The sequence below is a fragment of the Pseudomonas cichorii genome (genome assembly GCF_019719005.1).
Classification (GTDB): domain Bacteria; phylum Pseudomonadota; class Gammaproteobacteria; order Pseudomonadales; family Pseudomonadaceae; genus Aquipseudomonas; species Aquipseudomonas cichorii_E.
Genome location: NZ_JAIGPJ010000029.1, coordinates 1 through 14,659 on the forward strand (window position 1 = coordinate 1; position 14,659 = coordinate 14,659).

At 59.4% G+C, this 14,659-nt stretch carries 18 protein-coding genes; 9 read left to right on the forward strand and 9 right to left on the reverse strand.

Features of this window, described 5'->3' with window-relative positions:
• Positions 1-81: 81 nt before the first annotated feature.
• The 5 genes from mtnC to aroC form a co-directional block, all read right to left on the reverse strand.
• Positions 82-759: an acireductone synthase gene (gene mtnC / locus K5D32_RS19030; RefSeq protein ID WP_221601423.1), complete on the reverse strand. Its 678-nt coding sequence runs from the start codon at positions 757-759 to the stop codon at positions 82-84.
• Positions 760-823: 64 nt separating this feature from the next.
• Entirely contained in the window at positions 824-1,369 is a 546-nt protein-coding gene (locus K5D32_RS19035) for an acireductone dioxygenase (protein WP_221601424.1), read from the reverse strand.
• Positions 1,370-1,448: 79 nt separating this feature from the next.
• A complete protein-coding gene (locus K5D32_RS19040; protein ID WP_025259365.1) occupies positions 1,449-2,063 on the reverse strand; it encodes a methylthioribulose 1-phosphate dehydratase in 615 nt (204 codons plus the stop codon).
• Entirely contained in the window at positions 2,060-3,232 is a 1,173-nt protein-coding gene (locus K5D32_RS19045) for an MFS transporter (RefSeq protein ID WP_221601425.1), read from the reverse strand. Before K5D32_RS19045 ends, K5D32_RS19040 begins: the two co-directional genes overlap by 4 nt.
• 31 nt (positions 3,233-3,263) lie before the next feature.
• Complete coding sequence (gene aroC / locus K5D32_RS19050; protein WP_221601427.1) at positions 3,264-4,355, reverse strand: chorismate synthase; 1,092 nt, start codon at positions 4,353-4,355, stop codon at positions 3,264-3,266.
• Between the two features lie 143 nt (positions 4,356-4,498).
• Between aroC and K5D32_RS19055 the strand changes: the two genes are divergently transcribed.
• Positions 4,499-5,494: an alpha/beta hydrolase gene (locus tag K5D32_RS19055; protein ID WP_221576530.1), complete on the forward strand. Its 996-nt coding sequence runs from the start codon at positions 4,499-4,501 to the stop codon at positions 5,492-5,494.
• A 115-nt stretch (positions 5,495-5,609) separates the two neighbouring features.
• On the forward strand, positions 5,610-6,410 hold the full coding sequence (locus K5D32_RS19060) for a hypothetical protein (protein ID WP_221576529.1): 801 nt from the start codon (positions 5,610-5,612) through the stop codon (positions 6,408-6,410).
• A gap of 38 nt (positions 6,411-6,448) precedes the next feature.
• Here K5D32_RS19060 and prmB read toward each other — a convergent pair whose 3' ends face one another.
• Entirely contained in the window at positions 6,449-7,357 is a 909-nt protein-coding gene (gene prmB / locus K5D32_RS19065; RefSeq protein ID WP_221576528.1) for a 50S ribosomal protein L3 N(5)-glutamine methyltransferase, read from the reverse strand.
• 200 nt (positions 7,358-7,557) lie between these two features.
• Between prmB and K5D32_RS19070 the strand changes: the two genes are divergently transcribed.
• From K5D32_RS19070 to K5D32_RS19090, 5 genes are all read left to right on the forward strand, one after another.
• The gene (locus K5D32_RS19070) at positions 7,558-8,148 is read left to right on the forward strand and encodes a cysteine hydrolase family protein (RefSeq protein WP_221539558.1); all 591 of its coding nucleotides are present in this window, start codon (positions 7,558-7,560) and stop codon (positions 8,146-8,148) included.
• Positions 8,149-8,284: 136 nt separating this feature from the next.
• Positions 8,285-8,605, forward strand: coding sequence for a hypothetical protein (locus K5D32_RS19075; RefSeq protein ID WP_221539560.1), 321 nt, complete (start codon positions 8,285-8,287; stop codon positions 8,603-8,605).
• A gap of 45 nt (positions 8,606-8,650) precedes the next feature.
• Complete coding sequence (locus tag K5D32_RS19080; protein WP_025259358.1) at positions 8,651-9,208, forward strand: Smr/MutS family protein; 558 nt, start codon at positions 8,651-8,653, stop codon at positions 9,206-9,208.
• Positions 9,209-9,664: 456 nt separating this feature from the next.
• The gene (gene folE, locus K5D32_RS19085) at positions 9,665-10,210 is read left to right on the forward strand and encodes a GTP cyclohydrolase I FolE (protein WP_025259357.1); all 546 of its coding nucleotides are present in this window, start codon (positions 9,665-9,667) and stop codon (positions 10,208-10,210) included.
• Positions 10,211-10,266: 56 nt separating this feature from the next.
• The gene (locus K5D32_RS19090; RefSeq protein WP_198724732.1) at positions 10,267-10,638 is read left to right on the forward strand and encodes a glutaredoxin; all 372 of its coding nucleotides are present in this window, start codon (positions 10,267-10,269) and stop codon (positions 10,636-10,638) included.
• A gap of 18 nt (positions 10,639-10,656) precedes the next feature.
• Here the strand turns inward: K5D32_RS19090 and K5D32_RS19095 are convergent, their stop codons facing one another.
• From K5D32_RS19095 to K5D32_RS19105, 3 genes are read right to left on the reverse strand one after another with little or no spacing between them, the layout of a single operon-like run.
• Positions 10,657-11,010: a lysozyme inhibitor LprI family protein gene (locus tag K5D32_RS19095; protein ID WP_260407458.1), complete on the reverse strand. Its 354-nt coding sequence runs from the start codon at positions 11,008-11,010 to the stop codon at positions 10,657-10,659.
• Between the two features lie 59 nt (positions 11,011-11,069).
• Positions 11,070-11,672 (reverse strand): glutathione S-transferase family protein, encoded by a 603-nt coding sequence (locus K5D32_RS19100; protein ID WP_221576525.1) that lies wholly within the window; start codon positions 11,670-11,672, stop codon positions 11,070-11,072.
• Between the two features lie 37 nt (positions 11,673-11,709).
• Positions 11,710-12,876 carry a PLP-dependent aminotransferase family protein gene (locus K5D32_RS19105; protein WP_221576524.1) on the reverse strand — a complete coding sequence of 389 codons (1,167 nt, stop codon included), beginning with the start codon at positions 12,874-12,876 and terminating at the stop codon, positions 11,710-11,712.
• Positions 12,877-12,958: 82 nt separating this feature from the next.
• Here K5D32_RS19105 and K5D32_RS19110 point away from each other — a divergent pair, with 82 nt between their 5' ends.
• Together K5D32_RS19110 and K5D32_RS19115 are read left to right on the forward strand one after the other, a co-directional pair.
• Positions 12,959-13,414: a MarR family winged helix-turn-helix transcriptional regulator gene (locus K5D32_RS19110; RefSeq protein ID WP_025259352.1), complete on the forward strand. Its 456-nt coding sequence runs from the start codon at positions 12,959-12,961 to the stop codon at positions 13,412-13,414.
• Between the two features lie 50 nt (positions 13,415-13,464).
• On the forward strand, positions 13,465-14,658 hold the full coding sequence (locus tag K5D32_RS19115; protein WP_221576523.1) for a benzoate/H(+) symporter BenE family transporter: 1,194 nt from the start codon (positions 13,465-13,467) through the stop codon (positions 14,656-14,658).
• Position 14,659: the final 1 nt, after the last annotated feature.

The window sequence follows — 14,659 nt, forward strand, 5'->3', positions numbered from 1 at the left end:
AGACCTCCTGAAAGGGATGTCGGGCTCTACAAGCTTAGACCTCTGCAACACTTAACGCAGACAGAGCCAATAAATTCGCTCCTACGCAGTACAGATCATGGCAAAGCTGGTCACCGACTCATGCCCCGGCAGCTCGCCACCGGCGCGTACCAGACCGCATGTCGCCATGCCTGCTGCTCGGGCGGCATCAAGTTCTTCGACAATGTCCGACAGAAACAGAATCTCTTCGGCCGGGCAGCCGATGGCGGTGCTGATGGTGCGATAGGATTGCTCTTCGCGCTTGGGGCCGGACGTGGTGTCGAAATAGCCACTGAACAGGCCAGACAGATCACCCGCTTCTGAACAACCGAAAATCAGTTGCTGAGCCTGAATCGAGCCGGATGAGTAAACATAAAGTTTATAACCCTCCTGATGCCAGCGCTTGAGGGCTTCGACCGCATCCGGGTAGACATGCCCCTTGAGTTGCCCGGCGTTATAGCCCTGTTCCCAGACCATACCCTGCAAGGCCTTGAGTGGTGTGGCCTTGCGGTCCTGGGCAATCCAGTCGAGGAGGATTTCGATAACCCGTTCTACATCGGCATCAGGCTCGTTGCTGTCCTGGCGAACAGCCTGCAATTGCGCCGCTACCGAAGGTTTTTCGGCGTTCTGGCGGACAAAGTCGGGCAAATGCTTCGCAGCGAACGGGAACAGCACATCGAATACGAAGCTCACTGCACTGGTGGTGCCTTCGATATCCGTAAGGATAACTTTGATGGGCATCTGGAACGGGCTCCTGTGAGCAAGATAGGAAATGGGAAGTTTCGCGGATGAATTCGCGAAAACATCAGTCATCCAGACGCGGAAAACGGCCGGCGATATCTTCTCCGGTAAAATTCGCCACCCAGCCTTCCGGGTTGTTGAACAGGCGAATGGCAACGAAATGCGGGTTTTCGCCCATGTCGAACCAGTGGCGGGTTCCGGCGGGCACCGAGATCAGGTCGTTCTTTTCACACAACACGGCATACACGTAATCATCGATATGCAGCGTGAACAAGCCACGCCCGGCGACAAAGAAACGCACTTCGTCTTCCCCATGGCGATGCTCTTCAAGAAACTTGGCGCGCAGTTCGGCCTTTTGCGGGTGGTCGCTGTTGAGGCTCACCACATCGACAGTGACATAACCATGCTCGGTCATCAGCTTGTCGATCTGGGCGCGATAGGCGCTGATCACTTCTTCCTGAGTGGCTCCCGGCGTAATCGGTGCAGACGCCTGCCAGCGGTCGAAGGCAACGCCGTGCTCGGCCAGGGTCGAAGCGATATCTTCCAGGTGAGTCAGAACCTTGTTGGGTACTTCAGGGCTGGAAACGTGGTAAACGGACAGGCTGCTCATGGCGTAATTCCTCGGCTGGAAACAGGCCCCCGGCTTTTACAGGCCGTTCAGGCAGGGTTCACTGATTAACGGTTAAAGGTCAACGATTCAAGACCGTGCGGGTTTTCAGTTCGCACTCGAACAGAAACTCGAACGCCTCGATCTGACGCAGCGCATCATTCATCTTCGCTCCCCAGGTATACAGGCCGTGCCCGCGAATCAGGTAGCCGGCACAGTCGGGATGAGCGTCCAGCCAAGGCTGAACCTTCGAGGCCAGACGGGCAATATCCTGATCGTTATCGAAGATCGGCACCACCACCCGGGATTCATGGGTGACCACGCCGGCAAAAGCCTTTTGCAGCTCGTAATCCTCGAACACCAGATGATCGGCATCTGTCAGACGCGACAGGACGGTAGCGTTGACCGAATGGGTATGCAGCACGGCGCCCACTTCAGGCTTGCAGCTGTAAAGCTGGGTGTGCAGCAGGGTTTCGGCGGAAGGCTTCTTGCCGGGCTCAAGGCTGTTGCCGGCCAGGTCGGTAGCCAGTACATCGTCGATGCCCAGTTGGCCCTTGTGCTTGCCGGATACCGTCAACAGTGCTTCGGTGGCGGACAGGCGCACGGAATAGTTGCTGCTGGTGGCTGGCGACCAGCCGCGTCCATACAGGAAACGCCCGGCTTCGATGATTTCCAGGCTGAGTTGTTCGCGGGTCATGCACCCTCCTCTTTCTTTGGTGTCGCAATCATGACGGCTGCCGCCAATGCCGCAAGGCTGGCGATGGCAAATGTCCAGAACGGCCCGAGCGCATTCCAGCTGTAACCGGAGTACAACGCTCCCAGCGCGCCACCCACTCCGGACAAGGCGGCATACAACGCCTGCCCCTGACCTTGCTGGCGCGAACCGAAGCTACGTTGCACGAAATGGATGGCAGCCGCGTGAAAACTGCCAAAGGTTGCTGCGTGCATGAGCTGGATAACCAGCAGCGCCAGCAGATGATCGGCAAAACTGCCCAGCAGCAACCAGCGCAGCGAAGCCAGCAGAAAGCTCGCCATCAAGACCTGACGCACTGAAAAACGCTGCAGTATGCGGCTCATGCCCATGAACATCAGGACTTCGGCCACGACCCCGACGGCCCAGAGCATACCGATCACACCGCGACTGTAACCCAACTGCTCCAGATGCAAGGTCAGGAAGGTGTAATACGGCCCATGGCTGAGCTGCATCAAGGCGACACAGGCATAAAAGACCAGCACGCTGGGACGGGTCAATTGCCTGATAAAACCGCCAGCATCCAGTGGCTGTGCCGAAACCAGCGGCTGCGCATTGGGCACCCACCAACTGCTGATTGCGATACCGGCCATGATGATCAACAGCATATGGGGAAACAGGTCGAGGCTGAACAGCTCGAACACGCCCCCAAGCGCTACAACCGCCAGGATAAAGCCAATCGAACCCCAGACCCGGATCTGGCTGTAGCGCGAGGTCTGGTCGCGCAGATGCGCCAGGGTGATGACTTCAAATTGCGGCAGGATGGCATGCCAGAAGAATGAATACAGCACCATGACCATCGCCAGCCAGGCGTAGCTCTTGTCGAGCAGAATCAGCGAAAACGCCAGCAAGGTGCAGAGCGCGCCAAAGCGCACGATCAACAGACGCTGCCCCGTATAGTCACCCAGCCAGCCCCACAGATTGGGAGCGATGCAGCGCGTCAGCATCGGAATGGCGACCAGTTCGCCAATCCGCGCACTGGAAAACCCGAGGTGATGGAAATACAGAGCCAGATAAGGGGCGGCCGACCCCAGCAGAGCGAAGTAGAAAATATAGAACCCGGACAGCCGCCAATAAGGAAGCTGCCCGGCAGGCAGTGGCGCCACGTCAGTCATCCACGATCAGTGACCGCAGTGGCACCGCTCATTACAGCTGGCCCAATACAGGCGTATCGACCTTTACGTCAGCGTTTTGCCCGCGATGACGCAACAGGTGATCCAGCAGCACGATAGCCATCATCGCTTCGGCGATAGGCGTGGCGCGAATGCCGACGCAAGGGTCATGACGACCTTTGGTGATGACTTCCACAGGGTTGCCATCGACATCGATGGAACGGCCCGGCGTGGTGATGCTGGACGTCGGCTTGAGCGCCAGATGCGCAACAATCGGTTGACCGGACGAAATGCCACCCAGAATGCCGCCCGCCTGATTGGACAGGAAGCCTTCCGGTGTCAGTTCGTCGCGATGCTCGGTGCCGCGCTGGGCGACACAGTCGAAACCTGCGCCGATTTCCACGCCCTTGACGGCGTTGATGCTCATCAGCGCGTGGGCCAGTTCGGCGTCCAGACGATCAAAGATCGGCTCGCCCAGGCCCGGCTGCACGCCTTCGGCCACTACCGTGATTTTGGCACCCACCGAGTCCTGATCGCGACGAAGCTGGTCCATGTAGGCTTCCAGCTCTGGAACCTTGTCCGGGTCCGGGCAGAAAAAGGCGTTGTCCTCGACCGAATCCCAGGTCTTGAACGGAATCGGGATCGGACCCAGCTGGCTCATGTAGCCACGGATGACGATGCCCTGGGTCGCCAGATACTTCTTGGCGATTGCACCGGCTGCCACACGCATGGCGGTTTCACGCGCCGAGCTGCGACCGCCGCCGCGATAGTCACGGATGCCGTATTTGTGATGGTAGGTGTAGTCGGCATGGGCCGGACGAAACAGGTCCTTGATGGTCGAGTAGTCCTTGGACTTCTGGTCGGTATTGCGGATCAGCAGGCCGATGGACGCGCCGGTGGTCTTGCCCTCGAACACGCCGGAGAGGATTTCCACCTCATCGGCTTCCTGGCGCTGGGTCGTGTGGCGACTGGTGCCGGGCTTGCGACGATCCAGATCACGCTGCAGGTCTTCCAGGGACAGCTCGAACCCCGGCGGGCAGCCGTCGACGATAGCGACCAACGCCGGGCCATGGCTTTCGCCGGCGGTGGTGACAGTGAACAGCTTGCCGAAAGTGTTGCCGGACATGCGGGCGCTCCGAGAAATCAGCCAAAAAACCAGATCGAATCAATCAAGCGCGCCAGTATACGCAGGCTGAACGCGCAGTTCATCCTCGAACCTTATGCAACGGCGCGCGTCAAAGCGAAACCTGAACCAATGATGGCCTTACGATGCTACCTGGCATTCCCCCGATTCGAGCCCTGAACACCCTGCGCACGCTGGCCCTGGCACTGTGCATGCTGGCAGGCGTGGCCACCGCAGCATCGCCCACCGTCGTGCAACGACCGATCAGCGTCGACACGAACAATGGAAAACTGTTCGGCACCCTTCTGCTGCCACAATCCACGAAACCCGTGCCCGTGGTGCTGATCATTGCCGGCTCCGGCCCGACCGATCGCGACGGCAACAACCCCGAAGGCGGACGCAACGACAGCATGAAGCGTCTGGCCATAATCCTGGCCAAGAACAATATTGCCAGCGTGCGCTATGACAAGCGCGGTGTCGCGGCCAGCAAGGCTGCAACCCCGAATGAACGCGACCTGAGCGTCGAAGGCTATGTCGCCGATGCCCAGGCCTGGGCGCAAAAGCTCAAGGCCAACCCGCGTCTTGGTTCCTTGATTCTGCTGGGCCATAGCGAAGGTGCGCTGGTGGCATCACTGGCGGCTGAAAAGGCAGGTGCCAGCGCCGTGATCTCCGTCGCAGGCACCGGTCGCCCGGTGGATCAGGTACTGCGCGAACAGTTTCGCGAGCGCCTGCCGCCAGCGCTTTTGCAACGCAGCAATCAGTTGCTTGATGAACTGAAGGCAGGCAAGACCGACGACAAGGTGCCAGAAGATCTGGAAGTCGTGTTCCGGCCCAGTGTGCAGCCTTATCTGATATCGCTGTTCCGTCAGGACCCGGCTGCCGCGTTCGGCAAGCTGCAGATGCCAGCGCTGATCATCCAGGGACGCAACGATATTCAGGTCAGCGTCGACGATGCCCTGATCCTGAAAAAAGCCCGGCCCGATGCAGAACTGGCACTGATCGACGGCATGAATCACGTATTGCGCATCGTCCCCGACGATCTGGAAAAACAACTGCAATCCTACAGAAACCCGACCCTGCCACTGTCGAGCGAGCTTTCGGCGCACATCCTGCGCTTTATTGGTGCGTTACCCGCAAATTGAACGAAAGATTTGACGTCAACAAAACCACCCGCCCCTTCAGACTTGGGAAAACCTGCCGATAGGGGTGTGCTGGCATTGTGTTTGCTGCACAAGGCCATGGACAGGATCATCGTGAATGACTGATACAAATACCGTGACCGAAAAAGCCGAAGCCCCTGAAAAGCCCGAAGCCGAAGCGCTGCCGCCCCAACCCTGGGAAGACGTGGTGCCCGAGAGCTTCCAGATGCTTCGCCTTTCGCCGTTGCCGACCGACCGTGCAACCGGCGGGCGGCCGCTACGTTTCGTGCAGTTCGGCCGTGCCGAGCGCCACAGCAAGGAACTGAGCCTGCTGCGCATCAATATCCAGTTGCCGGGGCAACGGGTACGCAAGGAACAGAACAATCTGGATATCTGGGTCGATCACCAGAAACATATGGTGCGCTTCGGCCCTGAATCCGGGTTGCAGATAGAGCCCTGGAACCGCGGTCTTGGACGCTTCCTGATTGCCCATGCGGTTCACTGGGCACAAAAGAAGTGGTCATCCTACAAGATCGAAGGCGTCCCGCTGGCAAGCAAGGACGGCCTGAACGAAGACACCCGCCTGCGCCGCGATCACTTCCTGCGTACCCTGGGTTTTGAAGTTATCTATGCCGATGCGCAGCATATGAAAGGCAGCATCAAGGACGTTCACGTCGGCAACCTGCACAGCACCTGGAACAATGACAAGGTGCAGATCATCGAAATCCTCGAAGCGTCGCAGATGCTGGAAAAGGCCGAGAAGAATCTGACCGAGCAGGAAGTCGTGATTCGTGCCCATGAAGACCGGGTCAACAAATACAAGCGCGAAGACAGCAGCCTGCGCTTTACCATCGCGTGTCTGGTGACTTTTGCTGTGTTTCAGGCGGGACTGCTGATCTGGATTGCGACACATCGTTAAGTTGTGAAAGCGGGGCATGAAGCCCCGCTCATGCCGCTTCAGACCTTTGAAGCAAACAGTGCCTGATGCTCGCGGCACTGTTCGGCAGTCAGCATGAACACGCCATGGCCACCGCGCTGGAAGTCCAGCCAGGCGAAATCCACTTCCGGATACAGCGCCTGGACATGCACCTGGCTGTTGCCCACCTCGACAATCAACAACCCTTTTTCGGTCAGGTGATCGGCGGCCTCGCTCAGCATGCGGCGCACCAGATTCAGACCGTCGTTGCCGCAGGCCAGGGCAAGCTCAGGCTCGTGCTGGTATTCATGGGGCATGTCGGCAAAATCTTCGGCATCGACATAAGGCGGGTTGGACACGATCAGGTCGAAACGCTGCCCCGGCAGGCCGTCGAAACCATCGCCCTGCACGGTATAGACGCGATCTTCCATGGCGTGGCGCTCGATGTTCTGGTTGGCCACTTCAAGGGCCTCGAACGAGAGGTCAGCCAATACCACTTCGGCTTGCGGGAACTCGTCGGCACAGGCGATGCCGATGCAGCCGGAGCCGGTGCACAAGTCCAGAATGCGGGCAGGCTCATCGGCCAGCCAGGGCGCAAAACGGTCTTCGATCAATTCGGCAATCGGTGAGCGTGGAATCAGTACGCGGTCGTCGACAATGAACGACATGCCGCAGAACCAGGCTTCGCCCAGCAGGTAGGGCGTCGGAACGCGATCATCGATGCGGCGCTTTATCAGGCGTTGCAACTCGGAGATTTCCTCGACTTCGAGGCGGCAATCCAGATAGCTGTCGGCAATTTCCCAGGGCAGGTGCAAGGCGCCGAGCACCAGTTGCCGCGCTTCGTCCCAGGCGTTGTCGGTCCCGTGCCCGAAAAACACGTCTTCCTCGTGAAAGCGGCTGACGGCCCAACGGATATGGTCACGCACGGTGCGCAAACGAGAGGTGATCATGGACAAGCTCCTGGAAAAACGATCTGGCAGACTCGCAAGTCTCCCCCATTAGCCGACCTTCATCAAGGCAAACCGCCATCCCGCGCCGCGACAAAATGCCCTGCAGCCCAACAAAACCGGGGCCTGCAATTGTTGAGATTCACAGAATCGCTCAGCCAGAGGACAATGTCACAAAAGCCCCACTCGAAGGAGCCCTCTGGATGTCATCTTTAAAGACCATGTTTCAACTCAGCGGCCGTGTTCATGCACCGGCCAATCTGAGCAATGCCACGCTGATTATCATCGACGCCCAGAAAGAGTACCTCAGCGGTCCTCTGGCCCTGACAGGCATCCATGAAGCCCTGGACAATATCGGCCAACTGGTGGCAAAAGCCCGCGCCGTAAAATGCCCTGTCGTGCACGTACGTCACCTCGGCACCGTGGGCGGCCTGTTCGATCCACAAGGCGAGCGCGGCCAACTGGTCCCGGAACTGGTTCCTCAGGGCGACGAACATCTGGTGGAGAAACGCCTGCCCAATGCCTTCAACGGCACCGGCCTGCATGAACTGCTGCAGAGCCTGGGTCATCTGGACCTGATCATCTGCGGTTTCATGAGCCATTCGAGTATCAGCACCACCGTGCGTGCGACCAAGGATTATGGCTATCGCTGCACCCTGGTGGACGATGCCTGCGCCACCCGCAACCTGCCCGGCCCCCATGGCGACGTCAGCGCCCATGACGTACACCGCACGGAAATGGCAATCATGGCAGACAACTTCGCCACTCTGGCGCTGACCAAAGACCTGATCTGAACAACAGGCGACCTGAGTGGTTGTGTGAATAACTTCACATAACCGCCCATCCCTTTCACCTCTCTTCTCTCGCCACAACGGGGAACAACACCTCGTCATCCGGGTCATAGCGCCGATAACCACTGAGGAAATCGGCATGAAAATCTCCGACGGTTTCGATGCCCGCCGCTTGCGCCCCAGAGGCCAGGGCAATTGGCGCACGCGTTTCGGCACCGCGATTGCCACCTTGCTGGTCACTCTGGGCGTATTGCTGATAATGGCAGGTGCCTCCGGCCTGATCGGCCATCCCCAGGCACTGGGCGATCTGGATGCAACACCTGCGGGGGCAGCAGTCATTGCCGGCCTGGGACTTGTGGTGCTGTATCTGGGCATCTGGTTATGGCGAGTCTGCCGTCGACGTCGACGCCGGGCGAAAGGATTGAGCATGTCCGCGCACCTGATGAAAAAACACGACTGACGTGTTGCGCGGCAGGGTTAAACTAGCCTCCTTCGCGGAGGCCCCATGCAAGACGACGACTTTTCCCTGTTCAGAAACGAGACACGTGGCGTCAAGCCCATCAAGCACGAACATGCCGATGTCGGTAAACCAAAGACCGACCGCAAGCTGCTGGCCAGACTGCGCCAGTCAGCTACAGTGCGCACCGACTCGGTCACGGTCGACGGGCTGTCCGATCAGTTCGTGATCGACGTCGGTCCGGAAGATGTATTGAACTGGTCTCGCGATGGCGTGCAGGAAGGCCAGATGCGCAAGCTCAAGCTTGGCCAGATCAGCTTTGAAGGCAGCCTGGACCTGCACGGCATGAGCGTGGAAGTGGCCAGGGAAACCCTGTGGGAGTTTCTTGCCGAAGCCACGAAGCTGGAAATCCGCTGCGTGCGCGTCACTCACGGCAAGGCTGTGCGCCTGGATGGCAAGCGCCCGATGATCAAGAGCCACGTCAACACCTGGCTGCGTCAACACCCGCAAGTGCTGGGCTTCTGCTCATGCATGGCCAAACATGGTGGCGCTGGCGCAGTTTACGTCATGCTCAAACGCACCATGATGGAAGGCCGCGACGAATGAGGGTTGCCGGGCAGTCCTGATACTGCCCGGAACCGGATCGTCAGCGAGGGCCGCCACCGGGACCAAAGCCTGGACCACCCGGGCCGCCTGGTCCGCCACCACCCTGATGATGCCCGCCACCTCCACCACCGTGGCCACCAGGGCCTGGCCAGAACGGCCAGCAGCCCGAAACTGAAGCCAGAACGACGATCACCGTCGCTATTTTTGCTACTCGACTCAACATCCGGATTTACTCTTTCAGAACGCAGGGATTGACTACTGCTGCTTCTGACCGCAGACAACGAGGGAAGTGGGTAGCAATCGGGTAGCCAAAGAGTAAGAAAAACGTTACAAACAGACTTCATGCGCCGATTTGCGCAGCGGCCATACACCTGCCCGCACGTGTAAGTTATTATGTGCGACTTTGGCGAGGGCCGTGCCTTCGCGTTATCGAAACCCACACGGAAACACACTCCTGTGACACTGGAACAGAATTACACCGCCATATTGAGTCAGTTGGGCGAAGATGTTTCGCGCGAAGGCCTGCTGGACACACCCAAGCGTGCAGCCAAAGCCATGCAGTACCTGTGTCGCGGTTATGAACAGACGCTCGAAGAAGTGACCAACGGCGCGCTGTTCAGCTCCGACGCCAGCGAAATGGTCATGGTCAGGGACATCGAACTGTACTCGCTGTGCGAGCACCACCTGCTGCCGTTCATTGGCAAGGCGCATGTAGCCTACATCCCCAACGGCAAGGTCCTGGGCCTGTCGAAAGTGGCGCGTATCGTCGACATGTACGCTCGCCGCCTGCAGATCCAGGAAAACCTGAGCCGCCAGATCGCCTCGGCCATCCAGGAAGTTACCGGTGCCATGGGCGTTGCAGTGGTCATCGAAGCCCAGCACATGTGCATGATGATGCGCGGCGTGGAAAAACAGAATTCCTCGATGATCACGTCGGTGATGCTGGGCGAGTTCCGTGAAAACGCAGCCACCCGCAGCGAATTCCTCAGCCTTATCAAGTAAGGTGCAGCCGTCCGCGCTACCTGTTGGCGCGGGCCTGCTCCGCAAGAGGTTTGACCGTGTTCATGAAAGCCCTCAGGGTTGGCCTTGGCCAGCTCGTCATCGTCGCTGACTTCCTGACCCGCCCGGCCCGGAAGAAACGCGAGCCTCAGGCTCAGGCAGCCGTCGATCAGGCCGCTCGGGATCTGACCCTGTATCAGTTCCATGCCTGTCCGTTCTGCGTGAAGACCCGCCGCACCCTGCGCCGCCTCAATGTTCCGGTCGCCCTGCGGGATGCGAAGAACAACGAGAACGATCGCCAGACGCTGCTCAACGAAGGCGGCAGGATCAAGGTCCCCTGCCTGCGCATTCAGGAAGGCGACAAGACCACCTGGCTCTATGAGTCCAAGGCCATCATCGGCTACCTGGATCAGCGTTTCAGCAACGTCTGAACCTGCTGGCTGCCCGCCTCAGCGCGGGCAGCCTTCTTCGCGACACGCCACATACGCCTTCAATTCCTTCACGCGCACCCGGGTATGCTCGGCCAGACACTGGGATTGCAGCAAAGGCCAGATCGAACCTGAATCCTCGGCCTTGCCCACCCGATACAGACAGTCGGCGTCGCGAAAGGCGATCCATTTGACTTGTGCTTCCTTGAGCGCCTGCTTCCTGGCAGGGTCTTTCAGCCAGCTCATCTGCGCCTTGTACTGGCGGTTCAATTCCGTATCGAGCGCGGCCAGATCCTGGCTCGCGCATTGATTCATGCTGGCCTGATTGGCATTGCAATCCTGAGCCTGCGCCGAACAACCGATCCCCAGCGCCATGACGGCGGCCAGGGCGGCGATGGAATATTTCACGGAACTCTCTCCTCTCTTGCGCCCGGTCAATCCAGCATGCCCACGTAACCGGGCTGCTCCTTGACTCGCTCCAGCCATTGCTGAATGCCGGGGTACGGTGTCAGATCGAAACCGCCCTGATGGGCCACGTGAGTGTAGGCATACAGCGTGATATCGGCGATGGAGAAATGGTCGCCCACCAGGAACGGCGTGCGCTTGAGCTGCTGCTCCATCACCGCCAGAGCGCGATAGCCAGACTTCTGCAGCGCACGGTACTCATGCAGCCGCTCTTCAGGCAGGCCCAGATAGAACTGAATGAAACGTGCCACGGCAATCGCGGGCTCATGGCTGTATTGCTCGAAGAACTGCCATTGCAGCACTTGGGTGCGCAGCCGCGGCTCGGCAGGCAGGTAGGCACTGCCATCGGCCAGGAAATTGAGAATCGCATTGGACTCCCACAGGCAGGTGCCGTCACTGAGCTCAAGCACCGGAATCTTGCCGTTGGGGTTCTTTTCCAGGAACGCCGGGGTCCCGGTTTCGCCCTTGAGAATATCCACGGGCACCCATTGATACTCGCTGCCCAACAGGCTGAGCATCAGTTTGATCTTGTAGCAGTTGCCTGAGTTGTAATCGCCGTAAACCTTGTACATCGCCCTGCTCCCTCTGCAATTCCCGGTACTGGATCGATCAGGCCGCTTGCCGTGTGACGGCCTTGCGGATGACTGCTGCCAGGCGTTTCAGGCCCTCATCCAGACGCGCCGGATCAATGTGACTGAAGTTCAGCCGCAGATACCCGTGATTGGCGTCGGGGTCCGCGAAGAACGGCTCGCCCGGCATGAACGTCACGTCCTGAGACAAGGCAGCATCCAGCAAGGTGCGGGTATCGAGTTTCTGCCTGAGCGTCAGCCAGAAGAACAACCCGCCTTGCGGGCTGTTCCAGTCGGCCAGATCGGCAAAATGCTCCTGCAAGGCCGCCTCGAATGCGTTGCGTCGCTGCCGGTAGAACTCGCGCAGCTCGGCCAGATGCCCACGATAGTGTTCTGTACCGATCCACTGCAAGGCCTGCCATTGACCGATCCGGTTGGTGTGCAGGTCGGCCGACTGCTTCAGGCGCAGCAGATGCGCAAACAGGTCCGGGCTGGCAATCAGGTAACCGACACGCAACCCCGGCAGCAAGGTCTTGGAGACGGTTCCGGTATAGATCCAGCTGGCCTTTTTGAGCCGGGCAACAATCGGTTTCGCGTTGCCGCCGTCGAAAGTCAGCTCGCGATAGGGTTCGTCTTCGATCAGCGTCACGCCAAACTCATCGAGCAAGACTGCGACTGCATCACGACTGGCTTCGCTGTAACGCACAGCGGACGGGTTCTGGAAGGTCGGAATCAGGTAGGCGAACGCAGGCTTGTGCTGCTCCAGGCGCTGACGCAGGGCAATCAGGTCCGGCCCTTCAGCCTGCAAGGGCACGGTCAGGCAATCGGCACCGAACAACTGGAAGATTTGCAGTGCCGCCAGATAGGTCGGCGCTTCCAGCAGGACTTCAGTGCCTTTGTCGATGTACAGCTTGGCGGCCAGGTCCAGAGTCTGCTGCGAACCGCTGACCACCAGCACCTGGCTGGCCTCACAAGGAACACCCAGCGCCCGCGCCTCGGCAGCCAGGGCTTCGCGCAGCTCGGGCTCGCCTTCGCTCATGCCGTATTGCCCCAGTGTCAGGGGCATATCGGCCCACTCCACTTTTGGCAGCATGCACTCGGCCGGCAAGCCACCGGCAAAGGACATCACTTCAGGCCGTTGTGCCGCAGCCAGGATTTCGCGAATCAATGAACTTTTCAGGCGGGTAACGCGTTCGGAGAAAGCCATGGCAACTACCTGTAGCCGAGTCAAAGGGAAATACGTCAAACTTGTTGACTCAAATTACGACGCCAAGCCCGGATACGTCAACATGCTTGACCTTAAAAATCCTGCCAATCAGCAAATCGCCATGGAAGCCTTCTTTTTCGGCTATCAGGCATTTACTGCCAAAGCCGATGAAATGCTGGCCCGGCGCGGGCTAAGTCGCGTTCATCAGCGCATCGTGTTTTTCATCGCCCGCTACCCCGACCAGAGCGTGAAAGAACTGCTCACGGTACTGGGCGTCAGCAAACAGGCGCTCAATGTGCCGCTGCGCCAGTTGATTGCCATGGAACTGGTACAGAGCACGACGCCCGACACCGACAAACGCAAACGCCTGCTGGTGCTCACTGAAGAAGGGATCAGGTTCGAACAGGCGCTGCGCCACGAACAGGTGAAGCTCTTGCAACGGGTATTCGCCGAGGCAGGTCAGGCGGCAGTGGATGGCTGGCTGACCGTCAACCAGGCGCTGGGGCAAACGCTCCGGCCCGGCGCAATCGATCGCTGAATACAAAAATAACGACACCGTACAAACTGCCCGCTTAAGGAAAGCCCTGCATGAACGAGACCCTCAAGGCACCACTGCGCCCACTGGCAGACTCATCGCCTTCGGCCGTGGTTGCTGGCTTCATCGCGATGATGACCGGCTGCACCAGCTCGCTGGTACTGATGCTCCAGGCCGGGCAGACCGCAGGCCTCAGCAATGGCCAGATGTCATCCTGGCTCTTGTCGATGTTCATCGGCATGGCGGTGTGCAGCATCGGCCTGTCGTTGCGCTATCGCACGCCCATCAGCGTGGCATGGTCAACTCCCGGCGCCGCATTGCTGATTACCACGCTGGGCGGCGTGGCTTACCCGGAGGCCATCGGCGCGTTCATCACCTGCTCGGTCCTGGTGATCATCTGCGGCATGACCGGCAGCTTCGAGCGTCTGGTCAAGCGCCTGCCCGCCTCGCTGGCGGCAGCCTTGCTGGCCGGAATCCTGTTCAAGATCGGCAGCGACATCTTCATCGCCGTCCAGCATCGAACCAGCCTGGTTCTGGCCATGTTTTTCACTTACCTGCTGATCAAGCGAGTCTCGCCGCGCTATTCGGTACTGGCGTCACTGATAGTGGGCATCGCAGCCGCCAGCCTGCTGGGGTTGCTGAATTTCAATGACGTTACTCTGGAAGTGGCCACGCCGGTCTGGACGACACCGTCGTTCTCACTGGCAGCGACCATCAGCATCAGCATTCCGTTATTCGTGGTAGCGATGACCTCCCAGAACATGCCGGGCATTGCCGTACTGCGTGCCGATGGCTATCACACGCCCTCTTCACCGCTGATCACGGCAACGGGCATCACCTCGCTGCTGACCGCACCTTTTGGCTGCCACGGGCTCAACCTCGCGGCAATCAGTGCCGCCATCTGCACCAGCCCCAATGCCCATGAAGACAAGAGCAAGCGCTATACGGCAGCGGTCTGGTGCGGAGTTTTCTATGGCGTCGCCGGAATCTTCGGCGCGACGCTGGCCGCACTGTTCGCGGCCTTTCCCAAGGAACTGGTGCTGTCGATTGCCGCACTGGCGCTGTTCGGTTCGCTCATCAACGGCCTGACCGTCGCGATGAACGAGCCCAGGGAGCGGGAAGCGGCACTCATCACCTTTATGGTCACCGCGTCAGGGCTGACCCTGTTTTCCATCGGCTCGGCACTCTGGGGCATCGTCGCCGGGGTCCTGACGTTGCTGATCCTCAATGTGCGCAAGGGCGCATGAG